The 17,099-nt window shown below is 70.6% G+C and carries 20 protein-coding genes; 15 read left to right on the top strand and 5 right to left on the bottom strand.

Annotation, left to right across the window (positions count from 1 at the left end):
* A complete protein-coding gene (locus tag ACIPPS_RS16135) occupies positions 1-780 on the bottom strand; it encodes an ABC transporter permease (RefSeq protein ID WP_401431740.1) in 780 nt (259 codons plus the stop codon).
* Entirely contained in the window at positions 777-1,715 is a 939-nt protein-coding gene (locus ACIPPS_RS16130; protein ID WP_401431738.1) for an ABC transporter ATP-binding protein, read from the bottom strand. The genes ACIPPS_RS16135 and ACIPPS_RS16130 overlap by 4 nt, the downstream gene beginning before the upstream one ends.
* Before the next feature lie 181 nt (positions 1,716-1,896).
* Here ACIPPS_RS16130 and ACIPPS_RS16125 point away from each other — a divergent pair, with 181 nt between their 5' ends.
* The 9 genes from ACIPPS_RS16125 (at position 1,897) to ACIPPS_RS16085 (ending at position 8,865) form a co-directional block, all read left to right on the top strand.
* Positions 1,897-2,625 (top strand): helix-turn-helix transcriptional regulator, encoded by a 729-nt coding sequence (locus ACIPPS_RS16125; protein WP_401431735.1) that lies wholly within the window; start codon positions 1,897-1,899, stop codon positions 2,623-2,625.
* The gene (gene sufB, locus ACIPPS_RS16120) at positions 2,622-4,037 is read left to right on the top strand and encodes a Fe-S cluster assembly protein SufB (RefSeq protein ID WP_401431733.1); all 1,416 of its coding nucleotides are present in this window, start codon (positions 2,622-2,624) and stop codon (positions 4,035-4,037) included. Before ACIPPS_RS16125 ends, sufB begins: the two co-directional genes overlap by 4 nt.
* A 63-nt stretch (positions 4,038-4,100) precedes the next feature.
* On the top strand, positions 4,101-5,282 hold the full coding sequence (gene sufD, locus ACIPPS_RS16115; RefSeq protein ID WP_401431730.1) for a Fe-S cluster assembly protein SufD: 1,182 nt from the start codon (positions 4,101-4,103) through the stop codon (positions 5,280-5,282).
* On the top strand, positions 5,282-5,602 hold the full coding sequence (locus ACIPPS_RS16110; protein WP_401431727.1) for a bifunctional 3-phenylpropionate/cinnamic acid dioxygenase ferredoxin subunit: 321 nt from the start codon (positions 5,282-5,284) through the stop codon (positions 5,600-5,602). Before sufD ends, ACIPPS_RS16110 begins: the two co-directional genes overlap by 1 nt.
* 7 nt (positions 5,603-5,609) lie before the next feature.
* Positions 5,610-6,374, top strand: coding sequence for a Fe-S cluster assembly ATPase SufC (sufC, locus tag ACIPPS_RS16105; RefSeq protein ID WP_260228614.1), 765 nt, complete (start codon positions 5,610-5,612; stop codon positions 6,372-6,374).
* Positions 6,371-7,639: a cysteine desulfurase gene (locus ACIPPS_RS16100; RefSeq protein WP_401431724.1), complete on the top strand. Its 1,269-nt coding sequence runs from the start codon at positions 6,371-6,373 to the stop codon at positions 7,637-7,639. Before sufC ends, ACIPPS_RS16100 begins: the two co-directional genes overlap by 4 nt.
* Before the next feature lie 9 nt (positions 7,640-7,648).
* Positions 7,649-8,110, top strand: a complete 462-nt coding sequence (gene sufU, locus ACIPPS_RS16095; RefSeq protein ID WP_401431722.1) for a Fe-S cluster assembly sulfur transfer protein SufU — start codon at positions 7,649-7,651, stop codon at positions 8,108-8,110.
* Entirely contained in the window at positions 8,107-8,445 is a 339-nt protein-coding gene (locus tag ACIPPS_RS16090) for a metal-sulfur cluster assembly factor (protein WP_401431720.1), read from the top strand. Before sufU ends, ACIPPS_RS16090 begins: the two co-directional genes overlap by 4 nt.
* Before the next feature lie 54 nt (positions 8,446-8,499).
* Positions 8,500-8,865, top strand: a complete 366-nt coding sequence (locus tag ACIPPS_RS16085) for a VOC family protein (protein WP_401431718.1) — start codon at positions 8,500-8,502, stop codon at positions 8,863-8,865.
* On the opposite strand, the gene ACIPPS_RS16080 is transcribed toward ACIPPS_RS16085, so the two are convergent.
* Complete coding sequence (locus ACIPPS_RS16080; RefSeq protein WP_401431715.1) at positions 8,855-9,937, bottom strand: oxidoreductase; 1,083 nt, start codon at positions 9,935-9,937, stop codon at positions 8,855-8,857. The two genes, ACIPPS_RS16085 and ACIPPS_RS16080, sit on opposite strands and share 11 nt — an antisense overlap.
* Positions 9,938-10,000: 63 nt before the next feature.
* On the opposite strand from ACIPPS_RS16080, the gene ACIPPS_RS16075 reads away from it, so the two are divergent.
* The 4 genes from ACIPPS_RS16075 (at position 10,001) to ACIPPS_RS16060 (ending at position 12,294) form a co-directional block, all read left to right on the top strand.
* The gene (locus ACIPPS_RS16075; protein ID WP_401431712.1) at positions 10,001-10,321 is read left to right on the top strand and encodes a DMT family transporter; all 321 of its coding nucleotides are present in this window, start codon (positions 10,001-10,003) and stop codon (positions 10,319-10,321) included.
* Entirely contained in the window at positions 10,321-10,959 is a 639-nt protein-coding gene (locus ACIPPS_RS16070) for a TetR/AcrR family transcriptional regulator (RefSeq protein WP_401431709.1), read from the top strand. Before ACIPPS_RS16075 ends, ACIPPS_RS16070 begins: the two co-directional genes overlap by 1 nt.
* A gap of 43 nt (positions 10,960-11,002) precedes the next feature.
* On the top strand, positions 11,003-11,986 hold the full coding sequence (gene dapD / locus ACIPPS_RS16065; protein ID WP_401431706.1) for a 2,3,4,5-tetrahydropyridine-2,6-dicarboxylate N-succinyltransferase: 984 nt from the start codon (positions 11,003-11,005) through the stop codon (positions 11,984-11,986).
* 86 nt (positions 11,987-12,072) lie between these two features.
* Positions 12,073-12,294, top strand: a complete 222-nt coding sequence (locus ACIPPS_RS16060; RefSeq protein ID WP_401431704.1) for a hypothetical protein — start codon at positions 12,073-12,075, stop codon at positions 12,292-12,294.
* Here ACIPPS_RS16060 and dapA read toward each other — a convergent pair.
* Complete coding sequence (gene dapA, locus ACIPPS_RS16055; protein ID WP_401431702.1) at positions 12,279-13,157, bottom strand: 4-hydroxy-tetrahydrodipicolinate synthase; 879 nt, start codon at positions 13,155-13,157, stop codon at positions 12,279-12,281. The two genes, ACIPPS_RS16060 and dapA, sit on opposite strands and share 16 nt — an antisense overlap.
* A 142-nt stretch (positions 13,158-13,299) precedes the next feature.
* Between dapA and ACIPPS_RS16050 the strand changes: the two genes are divergently transcribed.
* Together ACIPPS_RS16050 and ACIPPS_RS16045 are read left to right on the top strand one after the other, a co-directional pair.
* On the top strand, positions 13,300-14,046 hold the full coding sequence (locus ACIPPS_RS16050) for an SDR family NAD(P)-dependent oxidoreductase (protein ID WP_401431700.1): 747 nt from the start codon (positions 13,300-13,302) through the stop codon (positions 14,044-14,046).
* A 143-nt stretch (positions 14,047-14,189) separates the two neighbouring features.
* Complete coding sequence (locus ACIPPS_RS16045) at positions 14,190-14,900, top strand: antibiotic biosynthesis monooxygenase (RefSeq protein ID WP_401431698.1); 711 nt, start codon at positions 14,190-14,192, stop codon at positions 14,898-14,900.
* 123 nt (positions 14,901-15,023) lie between these two features.
* Here ACIPPS_RS16045 and ACIPPS_RS16040 read toward each other — a convergent pair whose 3' ends face one another.
* On the bottom strand, positions 15,024-16,871 hold the full coding sequence (locus ACIPPS_RS16040; protein ID WP_401431695.1) for an endonuclease/exonuclease/phosphatase family protein: 1,848 nt from the start codon (positions 16,869-16,871) through the stop codon (positions 15,024-15,026).
* Between the last annotated feature and the right edge of the window lie 228 nt (positions 16,872-17,099).

Raw genomic sequence — 17,099 nt, 5'->3', positions numbered from 1 at the left:
CTACTCCCAGCGGAAGAACTTCGCCGCCGCGCCGAGCCCGAGGACCGCCCAGGCGGCCAGGATCAGCGCCTGCTCCCAGGGCAGCGCGGCGCCGCCCTGGAGCACGTCCCGCAGCCCCTCGGAGAGCGCCGAGATCGGCAGCAGCTCCAGGACGGAGCGGGCCGCATCGGGGAACCTGTCCAGCGGCACGATCACCCCGCCACCGACCAGGAGCAGCAGGAAGACCAGGTTGGCGGCGGCCAGCGTCGCCTCGGCGCGCAGGGTGCCGGCCATCAGCAGGCCGAGGCCCGAGAAGGCGGCCGTGCCGAGGACGAGCAGCACCAGGACCGAGAGCGGGTCCCCCTGCGGCGACCAGCCGAGCCCGAGCGCGATCGCGGTGAGCAGGGCGACCTGGAGCACCTCGGTGACCAGGACGGCGAGCGTCTTGGCGGCCATCAGCGCCCAGCGGGGGAGCGGCGAGGCGCCGAGCCGCTTGAGGACGCCGTACCGGCGCTCGAAGCCGGTGGCGATGGCCTGGCCGGTGAAGGCGGTGGACATCACGGCGAGCGCGAGGACGCCCGGCGCGAGGAAGTCGACGGCCTTCTCGGACCCCGTGTCCACGATGTCGACGGTCGAGAACAGCACCAGCAGCAGGGACGGGATGATCACCGTGAGCAGCAGCTGCTCGCCGTTGCGCAGCAGCATCCTGGTCTCCAGGGCCGTCTGCGCCGCGATCATGCGTCCGACGGGCGCGGCGCCCGGCTTCGGCGCGTACGTACCCGTGTGCGTACCGCTGCTCATGAGCGCAGCTCCTTGCCGGTCAGTTCCAGGAAGACGTCTTCGAGGGTGTGGCGTTCGACCGAGATGCGGTCCGGCATCACGCCGTGCTGCGCGCACCAGGTGGTGACGGTGGCGAGCAGCTGGGGGCCCACGTCGCCGCTGATGCGGTACGTCCCCGGTGTCGGCTCCGCGGCCTGGGTGCCGTCGGGCAGCGCCTTGAGCAGCGAGCCGAGGTCGAGCCCGGGGCGGCCCGAGAAGCGGAGGGTGTTCTCGGCGCCGCCGCGGCAGAGCTCCTCGGGGCTGCCCTGGGCGGCGACACGCCCGGCGTCGACGATGGCGACGTCGTCCGCGAGCTCCTCGGCCTCGTGCATGAAGTGCGTGGTGAGGACGACGGTGGCGCCGTCGGTCCGCAGCTCGCGGACGAGGTCCCAGGTGGCGTGGCGGGCCTGCGGGTCGAGTCCGGCGGTGGGCTCGTCGAGGAAGACCAGCTCGGGGCGGCCGACGACGGCCATGGCGAGCGCGAGGCGCTGCTGCTGGCCGCCGGAGAGCCGGCGGTAGGTGGTCCGGCCGCAGGAGCCGAGGCCGAGTCGCTCGATGAGGGCGTCCACGTCCAGCGGGTGGGCGTGCAGCTTGGCCATGTGGCGGAGCATCTCGTCGGCGCGGGCGCCCGAGTAGACGCCGCCGGACTGGAGCATCACGCCGATCCGGGGGCGCAGCCGGGCCGCGTCGGCGACCGGGTCGAGGCCGAGGACACGGACGGTGCCGGCGTCGGCCCTGCGGTAGCCCTCGCAGGTCTCGATGGTGGTGGTCTTCCCGGCCCCGTTCGGGCCGAGCACGGCGGTCACGGTGCCGGCCCGGACGTCGAGGTCGAGACCGTCGACGGCGGTCTTGCTCCCGTACCGCTTGACCAGGCCGCGTACCCGAACGGCGGCACCGTCGACGGACTCTTTTCGCATGCCCGGAAGTCTAGAGAGCGTTCCGGGCCGCATCCGGCGCGGGGGGCCGAACCCGCAGGTATTCGTCCTACGAATGATCATTTCCGCAGGTCAGGTAAGCCTTACCTGAGTGATGCACGGCACCGTGGCCCCGTCCCGGTGTCGCTTGTCACTGCCGGAGGAATTACGCAACAATGGCGTTGTGAAAAACGTCGACGAGGCTCCCGTGGAGGAACTCGCGACCGGTGAGCGCTCCACGCGCAACCGTGTCGCGCGGTCCGTCCTGGATCACGGCCCGTCGACGGTCGCCGATCTGGCGAAGCGGCTGGGCCTGACCCAGGCGGCCGTCCGTCGGCACCTGGACTCGCTCGTCGCCGACAATGTCGTCGAAGCCCGCGAGAAGCGCGTGTACGGCGCCCGTACGCGGGGCCGCCCCGCCAAGGTCTTCGCGCTGACCGACTGCGGTCGGGACGCCTTCGACCAGTCGTACGACTCGCTCGCCGTGGACGCCCTGCGCTGGATCGAGCAGAACGCGGGAGGGGAGGCCGCTGTCGCGGCGTTCGCCCGCGACCGTCTCGAGCACCAGGCCGAGGCCTACCGCGAGGCCGTCGAGGCCGCGGAGCCCGAGCGCCGTACGGAGGCGCTCGCCAAGGCGCTCAGCAAGGACGGGTACGCTGCCACTGCGCGGAACGCGCCGGTCGGCGAGCAGCTCTGCCAGCACCACTGCCCGGTCGCCCATGTCGCCGAGCAGTACCCCCAGCTGTGCGAGGCGGAGACGGAGATCTTCTCCCGCCTCTTGGGAACGCATGTCCAGCGTCTCGCCACCATCGCGCATGGTGACGGCGTCTGCACGACGTTCATCCCGCACAGCGCCCCACAGACCACCGAATCAGAAGCATCCGCAAGCACGGCCGGGAGGAACCCCGCATGACCACCGAGATCAGCCACCCCGAGCTCGAGGGCCTGGGTCGGTACGAGTACGGCTGGGCCGACTCCGACGCCGCCGGTGCCACTGCCAAGCGCGGTCTCAACGAGGCTGTCGTCCGCGACATCTCCGACAAGAAGAACGAGCCCGAGTGGATGCTGAAGCTGCGGCTGAAGGGTCTGCGCCTCTTCGACAAGAAGCCCATGCCGAGCTGGGGCTCGGACCTGTCGGGCATCGACTTCGACAACATCAAGTACTTCGTGCGCTCCACCGAGAAGCAGGCCGCTTCCTGGGAGGAACTGCCCGAGGACATCAAGAACACGTACGACAAGCTCGGCATCCCGGAGGCGGAGAAGCAGCGCCTCGTCGCCGGTGTCGCGGCCCAGTACGAGTCCGAGGTCGTCTACCACCAGATCCGTGAGGACCTGGAGGAGCAGGGCGTCATCTTCGTCGACACCGACACCGCGCTGAAGGAGCACGAGGAGCTCTTCCGCGAGTACTTCGGCACGGTCATCCCGGTCGGCGACAACAAGTTCGCCTCGCTGAACACGGCCGTGTGGTCCGGCGGATCGTTCATCTACGTGCCGAAGGGCGTGCACGTCGAGATCCCGCTGCAGGCCTACTTCCGTATCAACACGGAGAACATGGGCCAGTTCGAGCGGACGCTGATCATCGTCGACGAGGACGCCTACGTCCACTACGTCGAGGGCTGCACCGCCCCGATCTACTCCTCCGACTCGCTGCACTCCGCGGTCGTCGAGATCATCGTGAAGAAGGGCGGCCGCTGCCGCTACACGACGATCCAGAACTGGTCGAACAACGTCTACAACCTGGTCACCAAGCGCGCCGTGGCCTACGAGGGCGCGACCATGGAGTGGGTCGACGGCAACATCGGCTCCAAGGTCACCATGAAGTACCCGGCCGTCTACCTGATGGGCGAGCACGCCAAGGGCGAGACCCTGTCCATCGCCTTCGCGGGCGAGGGCCAGCACCAGGACGCCGGCGCCAAGATGGTCCACATGGCCCCGAACACCTCCTCCAACATCGTCTCCAAGTCGGTGGCGCGAGGCGGCGGCCGCACCTCCTACCGCGGTCTCATCGAGATCGGCGAGGGTGCCCCGGGTGCCAAGTCGAACGTGCTCTGCGACGCGCTGCTCGTCGACACGATCTCCCGCTCGGACACCTACCCGTACGTCGACGTCCGCGAGGACGACGTCTCGATGGGTCACGAGGCCACGGTCTCCAAGGTCTCCGAGGACCAGCTCTTCTACCTGATGAGCCGCGGCATGACCGAGTTCGAGGCGATGGCGATGATCGTGCGCGGCTTCGTCGAGCCGATCGCCAAGGAGCTCCCGATGGAGTACGCGCTCGAACTGAACCGGCTGATCGAGCTGCAGATGGAGGGGTCGGTCGGCTGACGCCCCCGTACCCGTAGCAGCGACCGACCTTTACGTACGCAGGAAGAGAGCAACACGACAGCCATGGCTGAGGCTCAGAACATCCCGGCGGGCTCCACCACCGCCGGCTCGATCGCGGTGGCCGCAGAGTCCACCGTCGCCACGCGCATGAGCGCGCCCCCGTCCTTCGACGTCGCGGACTTCCCCGTGCCGCACGGCCGCGAGGAGGAGTGGCGGTTCACCCCGCTGGAGCGCCTGCGCGGGCTGCACGACGGCACCGCCGTCGCGGCCGGCGAGGGCGTCAAGGTCGTGATCGAGGCCCCCGAGGGCGTCACCGTGGAGACCGTCGGCCGGGACGACGAGCGGGTCGGCAAGGCGGGCACGCCCGTCGACCGCGTCGCCGCCCAGGCGTACTCCTCCTTCGAGAAGGCCTCGGTCGTCACCGTCGCCAAGGAGACCGTCCTCGGCGAGCCGATCCGCATCGCCGTGCACGGCGAGGGCGGCGTCGCCTTCGCCCACCAGGTCATCGAGCTCGGCGCCTTCGCCGAGGCCGTCGTGGTCATCGACCACACCGGTGACGCGGTGCTCGCCTCCAACGTCGACTACCTGCTCGGCGACGGCGCCAAGCTGACCGTCGTCTCCGTCCAGGACTGGGACGAGAAGGCCGTCCACGTCGCCCAGCACAACGCGCTGGTCGGCCGCGACGCCTCCTTCAAGTCGGTCGTGGTCACCTTCGGCGGCGACGTCGTCCGTCTCCACCCCCGGGTCAGCTACGCGGCCACCGGCGGCGAGGCCGAGCTCTTCGGCCTCTACTTCACCGACGGCGGCCAGCACCAGGAGCACCGCCTCCTGGTCGACCACAACATGCCGCACTGCAAGTCCAACGTGGCCTACAAGGGCGCGCTGCAGGGGCAGAACGCGCACGCCGTCTGGATCGGCGACGTCCTCATCCAGGCCGCCGCCGAGGGCACCGACACGTACGAGCTCAACCGGAACCTGGTCCTCACGGACGGCGCCCGGGTCGACTCCGTGCCGAACCTGGAGATCGAGACCGGCGAGATCGCCGGCGCCGGTCACGCCTCGGCCACCGGCCGCTTCGACGACGAGCAGCTCTTCTACCTGATGTCCCGCGGCATCAGCGAGGGCGATGCCCGGCGACTCGTCGTCCGCGGCTTCTTCGCCGAGCTGGTCCAGCAGATCGGGCTGCCGGACGTCGAGGAACGCCTCATCACCAAGATCGAGGCGGAGCTGGAGGCGTCCGTCTGATGGCCGACTTCGTCCGCGTCTGCGCGCTGAGCGAGTTGGAGGCCGACACCCCGAAGCGGGTCGAGGTCGCCGGCACCCCGGTGTCGGTCGTGCACACCGAGGGCGAGGTGTTCGCGATCAACGACATCTGCTCGCACGCCAACGTCTCCCTCTCGGAGGGCGAGGTCGAGGACTGCTCCATCGAGTGCTGGCTGCACGGCTCCAGCTTCGACCTCCGCACCGGCAAGCCGTCCGGCCTTCCCGCGACGCGCCCCGTCCCCGTATACCCCGTAAAGATCGAAGGGGACGATGTGCTCGTCTCCGTCACCCAGGAGTCCTGAGTCACCCATGGCAACGCTTGAAATCCGCGACCTGCACGTCTCCGTCGAGGCCGAGAACGGCCCCCGGGAGATCCTCAAGGGCGTCGACCTGATCGTGAAGCAGGGCGAGACCCACGCCATCATGGGCCCCAACGGCTCCGGCAAGTCGACCCTGGCGTACTCCCTCGCGGGCCACCCGAAGTACACGATCACCGGCGGCACCGTCACCCTGGACGGCGAGGACGTCCTGGAGATGTCGGTCGACGAGCGCGCCCGCGCCGGCGTCTTCCTGGCCATGCAGTACCCGGTCGAGGTCCCCGGCGTCTCGGTCTCCAACTTCCTGCGCACCTCCGCCACCGCCGTCCGCGGCGAGGCGCCCAAGCTGCGTACCTGGGTGAAGGAGGTCAAGGAGGCCATGGAGAAGCTCCACATGGACCCGGCCTTCGCCGAGCGCAACGTCAACGAGGGCTTCTCCGGCGGCGAGAAGAAGCGCCACGAGATCCTCCAGCTCGAACTGATGAAGCCGAAGATCGCGATCCTCGACGAGACCGACTCCGGCCTCGACGTCGACGCCCTGCGCATCGTCTCCGAGGGCGTCAACCGCGTCCGTGAGACCGGTGAGGTCGGCACGCTGCTGATCACGCACTACACGCGGATCCTCCGCTACATCAAGCCCGACTTCGTGCACGTCTTCGCGAACGGCCGCATCGCCGAGTCCGGCGGCGCCGAGCTCGCCGACCAGCTGGAGAACGAGGGCTACGACAAGTACGTGAAGGGTGGCGCATCCGCGTGACATCTGCCCATCAGGGGCTCTCCGGCCTCCTCGACACCGAGGCGATCCGCAAGGACTTCCCGCTCCTGGATCGCGTGGTCCACGACGGCAAGAAGATCGTGTACCTGGACTCCGCGGCGACCTCGCAGAAGCCGCGCCAGGTGCTCGACGCGCTCAACACGTACTACGAGCGTCACAACGCCAACGTCCACCGCGGCGTCTACACGGTCGCCGAGGAGGCGACGGCGCTGTACGAAGGCGCCCGTGACAAGGTCGCGGCCTTCATCAACGCGCCGAGCCGCGACGAGGTGATCTTCACCAAGAACGCCTCCGAGTCGCTCAACCTCGTGGCCAACATGCTGGGCTGGGCCGACGAGCCCTACCGGGTGGACCACGAGACCGAGATCGCCATCACCGAGATGGAGCACCACTCCAACATCGTGCCGTGGCAGCTGCTCTCGCAGCGCACGGGCGCGAAGCTGAAGTGGTTCAACCTCACCGACGACGGCCGTCTCGACCTCTCGAACATCGAAGAGGTCATCACCGAGAAGACCAAGATCGTCTCCTTCACGCTGGTCTCGAACCTGCTGGGCACGATCAACCCGGTCGAGACGATCATCCGGCGCGCCCAGGAGGTCGGTGCGCTGGTCTGCATCGACGCCTCGCAGGCCGCGCCGCACATGGTGCTCGACGTGCAGGCGCTGCAGGCCGACTTCGTGGCCTTCACCGGTCACAAGATGGTCGGTCCGACGGGCATCGGCGTGCTCTGGGGACGGCAGGAGCTCCTGGAGGACCTGCCTCCGTTCCTCGGCGGCGGCGAGATGATCGAGACGGTGTCGATGCACTCCTCGACGTACGCGCCGGCTCCGCACAAGTTCGAGGCGGGTACGCCCCCGATCGCCCAGGCCGTCGGCCTCGGCGCGGCCGTGGACTACCTGTCGGCGATCGGCATGGAGAACATCGCGCGCCACGAGCACGCGATCACCGAGTACGCCGTCCGTCGCCTCCAGGAGGTGCCGGACCTGCGGATCATCGGCCCGACCACGGCCGAGGACCGCGGCGCGGCGATCTCCTTCACGCTCGGCGACATCCACCCGCACGACGTGGGCCAGGTCCTCGACGAGCAGGGCATCGCGGTCCGGGTCGGCCACCACTGCGCGCGGCCGGTCTGCCTGCGGTACGGAATTCCTGCGACCACGCGGGCGTCGTTCTATCTGTACTCCACCCCGGCCGAGGTCGACGCCCTGGTCGAGGGTCTGGAGCACGTACGGAACTTCTTCGGCTAGGGGAACCTCGTGAAGCTGGATTCGATGTACCAGGACGTCATCCTGGACCACTACAAGCACCCGCACGGGCGCGGTCTTCGGGACGGCGACGCCGAGGTGCACCACGTCAACCCGACGTGCGGCGACGAGATCACGCTCCGGGTGAAGTACGCCGGCTCGCGGATCGAGGACGTCAGTTACGAGGGTCAGGGCTGCTCGATCAGCCAGGCCTCGGCCTCGATCCTGAACGAGTTGCTCGTCGGCAAGGAGCTGGCCGAGGCGCAGAAGATCCAGGGCACGTTCCTGGAGCTGATGCAGTCCAAGGGCAAGCTCGAGCCGGACGACGCGATGGAGGAGATCCTGGAGGACGCCGTCGCGTTCGCCGGTGTCTCCAAGTACCCGGCCCGGGTGAAGTGCGCGCTGCTCAGCTGGATGGCGTGGAAGGACGCGACGGCCCAGGCGCTGGGCGACGCGGAGAGGAAGTCGGCATGACCGAGAACGTCGAGGCCACCATGAAGCCGGCCTCCGAGGAAGAGATCCGCGAGGCGCTGTACGACGTCGTCGACCCCGAGCTGGGCATCGACGTCGTCAACCTCGGGCTGATCTACGGCATCCACATCGACGACTCCAACGTCGTCACGCTGGACATGACCCTGACGTCGGCGGCGTGCCCGCTGACCGACGTGATCGAGGACCAGGCGAAGGCCGCGACCGACGGCATCGCCAACGAGCTGAAGATCAACTGGGTCTGGATGCCGCCGTGGGGCCCGGACAAGATCACGGACGACGGCCGCGAGCAGCTGCGCGCGCTCGGGTTCAACGTCTGAGGTTTCCGCGCGAAGACCATGCGAACGGCCGTGCCCTTCAGAAAGACTGAGGGCATGGCCGTTCGCATGTACCACCTCGCCGTCGACTGTCACGACCTCCCGGGCCAGGCCCGCTTCTGGGCCGAGGTCCTCGACTGGAAGGTCCTCTTCGAGGACGAGGACGAGATCGTCATCGGTGCCGACGAGCACGCCTGGCCCGGGATGTGCTTCCTGCCGGTGCCGGAGTCCAAGACCGTCAAGAACCGGCTCCACATCGACCTCGTGCCCGACGACCGGGACGCGGAGGTCGAGCGGATCATCGGGCTCGGCGCCCGCCGGCTCGACGTCGGTCAGGGTGAGGACGCGACCTGGGTGGTCCTCGCCGACCCCGAGGGGAACGAGTTCTGCGTGTTGCGGCCGAAGCGGTCCCTCACGGACTGAACGGGGGCGTCCCGGCCGCCTGTGCGAGGGTCGGTCCCAGGTTCTCCTTGCGGATCCGCTGGTCGACGTAGACCAGGCCGGTGACCAGGGGCGGGAAGACCGAGCAGAGGGCCTGGGCCAGGAGCGCGCCGACCAGGACGACCAGCACCATCGGTACGAGGGCGATCAGGACCTCGCTCGCGGAGTCGAAGCCGTTCGTGTCGGTGACCGAGAGAGGGGCCGAGAGCAGCAGGCTCAGCACCTGCTGGATCATTCCGTTCGCCACCCCGGCCATGACGCCCGCGACCATCAGCGCGCCGAAGACCCGCCACCACGCGCCGCGCACGAGCTCGTTGGAGCGGCGCAGGGAGGCCGTCGCGCCCTGGCCCTCGAAGACCGCCGCCGACGGGGCCAGGCTGAGCTTCACCCAGATCCAGGTGGCCAGCGGCAGGGTGGCGAGGGCGACGAGGAAGGCCACGACGACCAGGACGGGCGAGAACGCCGCCGAATCCGCTCCGCCGCTCGCGTTCGCCGCGGCGGTCACGAGCACCACGATGAAGCCGATCATGGCGACGGCGAAGAGGACGAGCGGCACCGCCATCACCAGCGTCGTCAGGAAGACCGTGCCGACCACCGCCGGCATCCGCGACCAGGAGCGGCGCCAGATCGCGCCGAAGGTCGTCGGCCGGCCGAGGACCGCCTCCTGGAGGACGGCGGGGCACGCCGCGTAGACCACGGCGCTCGCGACCAGCATCCCGACGAGCGCGACCAGCCACACGGCGCCGAACGCGAAGAGCAGCGGGCGCCCGTCGTCCCAGCTGGGCTCCTGCCCGCTCGGCAGATCGAAGACGCCGGGCATGTGGTCGGCGACCGCCAGGTACGCGATCCCGCCGACCGCGGCGAGCGCCAGCAGGGCCACACCGTAGGCGGCCGAGGCCACGCCGAGCAGGGGCTTCCAGTAGCGGCCGATGGTGGCGAAGGCGCCCGTCAGGATCTGGCTCAGACCCAGAGGCGCCAGGGGTATCACGCCCGGCTTCGGCGGTGGGGGCGGGGGCGGATAGCCGTAGCTGTGGGGCCCCGTGGGATACGTCATGCGGGACACCGTAGCGGCAGCCGTTGCGTACGCTCGTACATATCGTTGTGTACGCTTGTACGCATGGGATACGGACTGCTGGCCGGGGCCATCACGGCGGAGATCATCGCCACGGTCTCGATGAAGTACAGCGAGGGCTTCTCCAAGCTCTGGCCCTCCGTCGTCACGGGCGCCGGATACGTCGTCGCCTTCGCGCTGCTCGCCCAGGCGCTGAAGACGCTCCAGGTCGGCACCGCCTACGCGATCTGGTCCGGCATCGGCACCGCCGCCGTCGCCGTGATCGGCGTCCTCTTCATGAACGAGACCCTCAGCGTCGCCAAGGTCGCCGGGGTCGTCCTCATCATCGCGGGCGTCCTCGTCCTGAACATGGGGGGAGCGCACTGATGGCCGCCGCGCGCCCCCGCCGCCACGACCCCGAGCGGCGGCAGCGGATCGTCGACGCCGCGCTGCGGGTGGTGGGCGCCCGGGGCATCGCCGGACTGAGCCACCGTACGGTCGCGGCCGAGGCGGACGTCCCGCTCGGCTCCACCACCTACCACTTCGCCTCGCTCGACGAACTCCTCGTCGCCGCGCTGCGCCAGGCCAACGAGGGGTTCGGCAGGCAGCTGCGCGAGCGCGCGGAGCTCGCGGACCTCGGCGGCCCGTCCACCGACCTCGCCCCGGTCCTCGCGCGGCTGATGGGGGAGTGGATCGGCGGCGAGCGGACCGGGGTGGAGCTGGAGTACGAGCTCTATCTGGCCGCCCTGCGCCGGCCCGCCCTGCGGCCGGTCGCGGCGGAGTGGACGGAGGCCGTCACCGCGGCGCTCGCCCGCCACACCGACCTCGTCACCGCCCGCGCGCTGGTCGCGCTCATGGACGGCATCTGCCTGCAGGTCCTGCTGACGGACACGGAGTACGACGAGGAGTACGCCCGCGCCATGCTGACCCGGCTCCTGGCGGCCCGCCCGGACGCCCCGGGTGATCCGACGAGCGGGGTGCGGCGGGTGTCGTCGGATTCGCCGGGACCGTCGACCGACACCTGAGACCGGTTGGCCCGGGCGCCGCCCGGACCGTTAGGTTTTCCGCATGACCACTGCTCCTCGCACCACCGGCGCCGTCGCCGCCGGCCTCGCCACCATCGCCGGTGACGGCACCGTTCTCGACACCTGGTTCCCCGCCCCCGGGCTGACCGACGCCCCCGGCCCCGCCGGAACCGAGCGGCTCACGCCCGACGCCGCCGTCAACGCCCTCGGCGAGGGCGCCGCCAAGGCCCTCGGCGTGGACGCCCGCCGGGGCGTCGAGGTGGTCGCCGTCCGTACCGTCATCTCCTCGCTCGACGACAAGCCGCTCGACGCGCACGACGCGTACCTGCGCCTGCACCTGCTCAGCCACCGGCTGGTCAGGCCGCACGGCCAGAACCTGGACGGCCTCTTCGGACTGCTCGCCAACGTCGCCTGGACCTCGCTCGGCCCGGTCGCCGTCGACGACGTCGAGAAGGTCCGCCTCAACGCCCGCGCCGACGGCCTGCACCTCGCCGTGACGAGCATCGACAAGTTCCCGCGGATGACCGACTACGTCGCCCCCGCCGGCGTCCGGATCGCCGACGCCGACCGGGTCCGCCTCGGCGCGCACCTCGCCGCCGGCACCACCGTCATGCACGAGGGCTTCGTCAACTTCAACGCCGGCACGCTCGGCACCTCCATGGTCGAGGGCCGGATCTCCGCCGGCGTCGTCGTCGGCGACGGCTCCGACATCGGCGGCGGCGCCTCCACCATGGGCACCCTCTCCGGCGGCGGCAACGTCGTGATCTCCATCGGCGAGCGCTGCCTCGTCGGCGCCGAGGCGGGCGTCGGCATCGCCCTCGGCGACGAGTGCGTCGTCGAGGCCGGTCTGTACGTCACCGCCGGTACGCGCGTCACCATGCCCGACGGCGAGATCGTCAAGGCCCGTGACCTCTCCGGCGCCTCGAACATCCTCTTCCGCCGCAACTCGGTGACCGGAGCCGTCGAGGCCCGCCCGAACAACGCGGTCTGGGGCGGCCTCAACGAGATCCTCCACAGCCACAACTGACCGCTCCTCGCGCGTGACCCGCTCGTGTGACTCTGCGTTAACGGAACGACGTGGAGTCACACGAAAAGACAAGGCGAGGAGTCGACATGAGGACGAGGCCCACCGTTGTCGGGGCGCTGGCGGTGGCAGCCGCCGTAATGCTGCCCGTGGGGGCGGCGTCGGCGGACGAGACGCACACGCGTACGCACAACGGGCCGACCATCCAGAACGGTCCCAGCCTCTCCCTCCACACCGGTCAGATCGACGATCCGCTGGAGGACGTCCTCGAACACGCGGCGCTCTTCGGCACCACCTACGTGTTCGACTGAACCAGATCCTCGTACGCCGCCCGCAGCCCGTCGACCGCCTCCAGGTCGGCGGGCTGCAGCGGTTCCCGGACGTAGTCGCCGAGGAGCGCCTTCGCCGTCACCGTGCCCGGCAGCCCGGCGGCCATCATCAGCTCGGCCAGCGGCAGCGTCAGCGCGTTCAGCCGGGCCGCCCCGGCCGTGTCGCCCCGGTCGAAGGCGTCGAGCACGGCCCGCAGCTGTCGCGGCGCCACATTGGCCACCGTGCTGACATACCCGGCGCCGCCCACCGCGTACAGCGGCAGGTTCAGCTCCTCGCACCCGGAGTAGTACGCGAGCGAGGTGCGGGCGATCACCTTCGCCGAGCCGAGCAGGTCGTAGGCGCAGTCCTTGACCGCCACGATGTTCGGGTGGGCGGCGAGCCGCAGCATCGTCGCCGGCTCGATCCGGGTGCCGGTGCGGGCGGGGATGTCGTACAGCATCACCGGCAGGTCCGTGGCGTCCGCGACCTTGCGGAAGTGCGCCTCGACGGCGGCCTGCGGCGGACGGCTGTAGTACGGGGTGACGACCAGGAGCCCGTCCGCGCCGGCCTTCCCGGCCTGGCGCGCCAGCTCGGCGGTGTGGCGGGTGTCGGAGGTGCCGACGCCCGCGACGACCGACGGGCCGGGGCCGACGGCCGCGCGGACCGCCTCGATCAGGGCGGCCTTCTCGGCGTCCGTGGTGGTCGGGGACTCGCCGGTGGTGCCGTTGAGGACCAGGCCGTCACAGCCCTCGGAGACCAGGTGGGCCGCGTGCACGCGAGCGGCGTCGAGATCCAGCCCGCCCGAGGCGGTGAAGGGCGTGATCATCGCGCAGAGGGCTCGGCCGAAGGGGCGTTCAGTGCTCATTCGGGCATTCTGCGGGGATCGATGATGAAGGTCCACTTAGTTCTTCTTGGGGTGAGGGGTAAGCAGCCCTGAAGTATGGGGTGAGGGGGGTCTGGCATGATCGGGGCGGGACGCGACAGGGGACAAGGGAGAACACCACACCATGACCACGAGCGAACAGCGCGTCGCACTCGTCACCGGCTCCTCCTCGGGCATCGGGGCCGCCGTCGCCCGCAGGCTGGCCGCCGCCGGGATCCGGGTCGTCGTCAACTCCGGGCGTTCGGTGGAGGCGGGTCAGGCCCTCGCCGCCGAACTGCCCGACGCCGTCTACGTCCAGGCCGACGTCTCCGACGAGACCCAGTCCGCGGCCCTCGTCGCCGCGGCGGTGGAGGCGTACGGCCGCCTCGACATCCTCGTCAACTGCGCGGGCACCACCCGGTTCATCCCGCACGACGACCTGGAGGCCGCCTCGCCCGAGGTCTGGCGCCACCTGTACGACGTCAACGTCATCGGGGTCTGGCAGACCATCACCGCGGCCGTCCCGCACCTGCGGGCGCACGGCGCCGGCTGTGTCGTGAACATCTCCTCGCAGGCCGGCGTCCGCCCCGGCGGCAGCTCCATCCCGTACGCCGTCTCCAAGGCGGCCGTCAACCACATGACGAAGCTGCTCGCGAAGTCCCTCGGCCCGGACGTCCGGGTCAACGCGGTCGCGCCGGGCTTCGTCGACACCCCCTGGTTCGACGGCGTGGAGGGCGCCGACGAGGCCAAGGCCCATGTGGCCGGGGCGGTTCCGATGAAGCGGGTGGGCCGGCCAGAGGACATCGCCGGCGCGGTCTTCGACCTGACCAACGCCTCGTACATCACCGGCGAGGTGCTGCTCGTCGACGGCGGCGGTCACCTGCTGGGCTGACCATGCGTCGAGCCTCGCGGGGGTGCCGGTCTTGACCTCAAGCGCGCTCGAGGTCGGAGGGTGGGCGTCATCGACGCCAGGATCGTGTCGGCGCGCGGATCCCCGACGGGTTCGGCGCCGGATCCTCGACAGGAGGTCACCCCATGAACGCGGTAGCCCACCCCGACGCCCGCCCCGACCTGTACCGCCCCGGCGTGGGACTCGTCCTCGTCAGCACCTGGCAGGTCGGGACGCCCGAGCGGCAGCGGGCCACCGTCGACGCCATCGCCGGCGCCTGGAAGAGCCGTGACTGGCCGGACGCCGGGCTGCTCTCGTACTCGGTCTACCTCGGCACCGACGGCGACACCCTGCTCCACTACTCGCAGTGGACGGGCGAGGAGGCGTACCAGGGGTTCCTCCGCACCCTCCGCGACGACCGGAACGCCGAGATCGACGCCGCCGTGCCCGGGATCGTACGCGCCGGGATCCACCGGTACGCCCCGCCGTACCGCTCCGCCGTGCTGAGCGAGGAGAGCGCGGCGGCCGTCCCCGCCTCGGTCGCGTTCGCCGAGGTGGAGTTCGACGGGCCCGACTCCGCGCGCCAGCGGGCCTGGGTCGACGACGTCTGCGCCGCGCTGGACGAGAGCGCGGGGACACGGCCCGCGCACGGGGGGATCGCGGCGCACTTCCACCTCTCCACCGACGGCGCGCGGGTGCTCGACTACGTCGAGTGGGAGAGCCTGCGGGCCCAGGAGGAGTGGCAGGGCGCGGACGCCTCGGCCGACGCCTGGGCCCGGGTGCGCCGCTTCCCCGGCCTCTCCGGGAGCCTGGCCCGGCGCTGCACGCCCGCGCTGAGCCTCCACGCGGGCGTGTGACGCCGTACCGCCGCGTCTGGGTCGTGTTCGGAGAGTCTGGCCTGGCTCGCGGCGCCCGGCAGGCCGCACCGGACGCCGCGAGCCCCGCCCCGCGGGCGGACAGCCGTACTTTCCGGACACTCCCTACGGGCGGAAGCGCAGGACCTGCGGGTCGTGGTCGCTGTTCTGGTCCGCGAACTCCGCGTTGATGTGGACGCTGTCGTAGGTGAAGCGGCCGACGCCCGGGCTGGTCAGGATCTGGTCGAGGACCTGGCTGTTGCCCTGGAAGACGTACGAGTAGCGCTCGGAGCGCGGCAGCGACTTCACCGCCGGGTAGAGCGCCCCGCCGTCCGTCAGCGCCTGCGTCGTCCCGGAGAACTCGAAGTCGTTGATGTCACCGACGACGAGGACGTCGGTGTCCTTGCGGATCGCGAGCACGTCCTTGACGAAGGCGTTCACGGACTGGGCCTGGAGCAGGCGCTTCGCCTCGGAGGAGCGGACCGGCGGCTGGTGGTGCGAGACCAGGGACTCGTCGCCGCCCTTGGAGCCGAAGTGGTTGGCGACCACGAAGACCGTACGGCCGCGGAAGGTGAACTCGCCCGCCAGCGGCTTGCGGCTGTTCTCCCAGGCGGTGTTCGCCGGGTCGATCCGACCGGGGGAGAGGGACAGCGCGGGACGGCCGTGCCGGCCGCGCACCACGTCCGTCGCCGCCGCGGCGTCGCCGCCCGCGCGGTCGGTGAAGGAGACCCGCTCCGGGTTGAAGAGGAAGACCTGGCGGATGTTGCCGCCGGGCTCGCCGCCGTCCTTGTTGTTCTCCGGGTCGACCGAGCGCCACTCGTACGCCGGGCCGCCCGCCGCCACGACCGCGTCGACGAACTTCCGCACCGTCTGGTCGGCGGCGACCGTGCCGTCGTTCTTGGCGCCGTTGTCGTCCTGGATCTCCTCCAGGGCGAGGATGTCGGGCGAGGCCAGGTTCTCGACCACGGCCTTCGCCAGCGCGTCGAACTTCTCCTGCGGGTCGGACGGGTCGAGGTTCTCGACGTTGTACGTCGCGACCGCCAGCTCGTCGCGGCGCTGCTTCTCCGTGACCTCGGGTTCCAGGCCGCGGTCCACGACCGTGCCGAGGGTGCGGGCCGTCAGCGTGTAGCCGCCGAACTGGTTGAAGTCCAGCGGGCCCTCGGTCGTGCCGGCGAGCACGTCACCGACGTCGGCCTTGGGGAAGGGCTGCTGGGCGATCGGGGTCAGCGACTGGATCTGGAGCCGGCCGGTGTTCTGCGCGGTGTACGAGCCGTAGACCGTGCCGCCCCGCCAGGTGGGGTTCTCCCAGGGCTTCACCGTCACCCAGAGCTCGGAGTACGGGTCGGTGGCGCCCACCACGCGGGAGGTGCCGACGCGGACGTTGGTGCCCTCCAGGGACTCGTAGTAGTCCAGGGCGTACGTCCGCGGGCGCAGCGTCAGCCCGTTGATCGAGCCGTCGGCGGCCGGGTCGCCCGCGGGGGCGTAGGCGCTCGGGACGGACCAGGCGGAGATCGTCACGGGGGCCGGGACCGGGTTCCCCGAGGAGACCACGGTGACGGTGGGCTTGGAGATCTGCGTCATCGACTGGTTGCCGGAGGTCAGACCGCCGGGGACGTACTCGCCCACCAGGCCGCTCACGCTGACGGCGTCGCCGACGGCGACGGTCGGCACGGAGCTGGTGAAGACGAAGAGGCCCTCGCTGGTGGCCGGGTTCTCGTCGGCCTGCGGGTCCTGGATCCAGAAGCCGCGCGAGCCGTACGTCCGCACGCCGGTCACGATCCCGGTGACGCCCGTGACCTGGGTGCCGACGAGGGGCGAGACGCGGGTGGTGCCCTGGATGTCGTGGACGCGGACGCCGACGGTGGCCGCGGCCGAGGTGTCCGCCGAGGCGGTGGAGCCCGCGAGGAGGCCGGCGGCGAGCGCGGCGGACACGACGGCGGCGACGGCCGCGGATCTCGGTATGGAGGAAGGCATCAGGGTGCTCCGGAGGCGCTTGGATGATCGGTCGGTTAATCTACGCGCGTCAATCTCTTGGCTGGGTGGGGGACTTGTCAAGGCTCGACGGGTGTACGAAGGCTGACGGATCCGTGAACCGCCGGGCCGGGGCGGAAATGCGTCTACGCTGAAGCGCGTTCAGCCCGTACGTTCAGCCCGTGGGCCAGCACGTATGCCGGTCCGTGGGTCAGCGCGTACGCCAGAGCG

The sequence above is a fragment of the Streptomyces sp. NPDC090127 genome (genome assembly GCF_044746945.1).
Lineage (GTDB): Bacteria > Actinomycetota > Actinomycetes > Streptomycetales > Streptomycetaceae > Streptomyces.
Note: the sequence above shows the minus strand (reverse complement) of the source record. Positions and strands in the feature narration are given on the sequence as shown.